Annotated in this window: 4 protein-coding genes; all 4 read right to left on the bottom strand. The window is 27.6% G+C overall.

The window, feature by feature from the left end; genetic code table 11:
• Window positions 1-62: 62 nt before the first annotated feature.
• Window positions 63-416, bottom strand: coding sequence for a hypothetical protein (locus WBG30_RS12395; protein WP_424504976.1), 354 nt, complete (start codon window positions 414-416; stop codon window positions 63-65).
• Window positions 417-609: 193 nt separating this feature from the next.
• Complete coding sequence (locus tag WBG30_RS12390; protein ID WP_424504975.1) at window positions 610-960, bottom strand: hypothetical protein; 351 nt, start codon at window positions 958-960, stop codon at window positions 610-612.
• Entirely contained in the window at window positions 944-1,129 is a 186-nt protein-coding gene (locus tag WBG30_RS12385; protein WP_424504974.1) for a hypothetical protein, read from the bottom strand. Before WBG30_RS12385 ends, WBG30_RS12390 begins: the two co-directional genes overlap by 17 nt.
• Before the next feature lie 10 nt (window positions 1,130-1,139).
• Entirely contained in the window at window positions 1,140-1,700 is a 561-nt protein-coding gene (locus tag WBG30_RS12380) for a putative phage tail protein (protein WP_424504973.1), read from the bottom strand.
• Window positions 1,701-1,742 lie beyond the last annotated feature (42 nt).

Below are 1,742 nucleotides of genomic sequence, written 5' to 3'. Positions count from 1 at the left end.
ATGAGTCCATTATCATTTGAAGTTGCCACACCAGGAATCATTAAACCTCCTAAATATTGCCATTAATTTGATGAACTTTCATATATATAAAATACATTTTCTCCAGAAGTTTTTATAGTAAACCAACCATCTTGTGGGTTAGGTATAGCTTGAATTTCAGTAAGAGTTGAAAAACTTCCCTTCCAACTCAGACCAGAAGTTAATGAGTTCAAAGCTCCATCTAGTTGTGCCTGAGTTATTTTTGCACTCCAACTATTTTTTTCAGAATCAGAAACAAACCTTTTAGATGAATTTTCAGTAATATCAGTAGCTAAGTGATTATGTTCTATATTAGATTTCTTTTTAATGTCCTCATATATTTGTAAAATTAGTTGTTGAAGTTGTTCATACTGCAAGATTGCATTACTCGTTGCCATTTTCTCCTCCTTTATTTTTTAGCTTGTTCAATTAATTGATGAATTTGTAAACTTGTAATAGAATTATCTTTAATATTTTGTTTTGCCACTTCTACACACATATTTAGTTCTTTTTTCCCATTATCCAATAAAAAGTACAATTCATCGATTGTATCTTTTACGTCCTTTGCTACTAGCTCTGGAATATATGTTTTTAAGTCTTCATAGCTTTTTTTTTTACAACATAGAAATAGATCTCCTCTGTAGCTTGTAAAATACTTTCATTTTTTTCTTGAGTTAATCTAATAAAAACTGTTCCTGCTATTTGCAATACTTCATTAGGTATCTTTATAATATTTTTTTCTTGAAGCTCTGTCTTTTTTACATATAATTTCTTTTCATTTTCATTATAAAAAGTAATATTCAATTGACTTTCAGGGATATATTCCACTATTTCTAATTCAAGATTCCCTATATTCAGATCTCCTTCTAGATAAATGCCTCTTTCAAAAGATATGTTATTTTTCTTCCATAAGACTTTTATATTTTTATGTAAGTTCTCCAAGATTATCACTCCTTTCTTTCTCTATGATGATTATTATTTCTTCACCTGTTAGAATATTTTCTAATTCTTTATTTATCTTTTTCATGTCATTATTATAATCTTCTCTTTGGAGTCTATCAGAACCTAAAAATTGTGATAGACCTTTAGAGGTTTTATTTGTACTTGCCATTTAATTCCTCCTAAGGTTTAAATATGGTTATTTCTAATTTATCCCAATTTAAATTTTTGCTCTCTAGTGTGTTCCAATCAAATTGCCAAGACTCGAATAAATTCCAGTATAAGAAAGAAAAAATATAATCAACTAATAAATAGGCTGGTTTAGTTTTATTTACCTCTGTTTTTAAACTTTCTAAATCAGAAGGAATTCCTCCAACTCCTATGAAATTTAGTGTTAAGTTGTCATTGATAAAATCAACGTCTATTATTCCATTTTTCCAAGAATCACAAACAGTTTGTAATAATTTTTCTGTACAATTACCTTTTGCTTTCCATTTAGCTTGGATAACTGATTGTTTTTCTTCTGTGGTTAAATTTTCATTTAATGTTAATTTCAATAAATTCAACATCAATGGGATTCCTAGATCTTCATCCAAAGAAGTAAAAAATAGATTTTTATAAATTTTTTCGATCAATAAACTTACTTTATCTAATTCAATTCCTATGCTATTACACAAGCCAGTTATATATTTATCTTCTCTTATTAGCTTATTTAAATTATCAAGTAAACCAACTTTTATCATAATCTAACACTTCCTAAGACTGCTACTTCTTCATCTGATAAC

The sequence above is a fragment of the Psychrilyobacter sp. genome, from assembly GCF_049671765.1.
Taxonomy (GTDB): domain Bacteria; phylum Fusobacteriota; class Fusobacteriia; order Fusobacteriales; family Fusobacteriaceae; genus Psychrilyobacter.
This window is presented reverse-complemented; position numbering and strand designations above follow the sequence as displayed.

Bases quoted from the DNA above. Each gene is read 5' to 3' on its own strand.
- WBG30_RS12395 (WP_424504976.1), bottom strand. From the start codon at position 416: ATGGCAACGAGTAATGCAATCTTGCAGTATGAACAACTTCAACAACTA.
- WBG30_RS12385 (WP_424504974.1), bottom strand. From the start codon at position 1,129: ATGGCAAGTACAAATAAAACCTCTAAAGGTCTATCACAATTTTTAGGT.
- WBG30_RS12380 (WP_424504973.1), bottom strand. From the start codon at position 1,700: ATGATAAAAGTTGGTTTACTTGATAATTTAAATAAGCTAATAAGAGAA.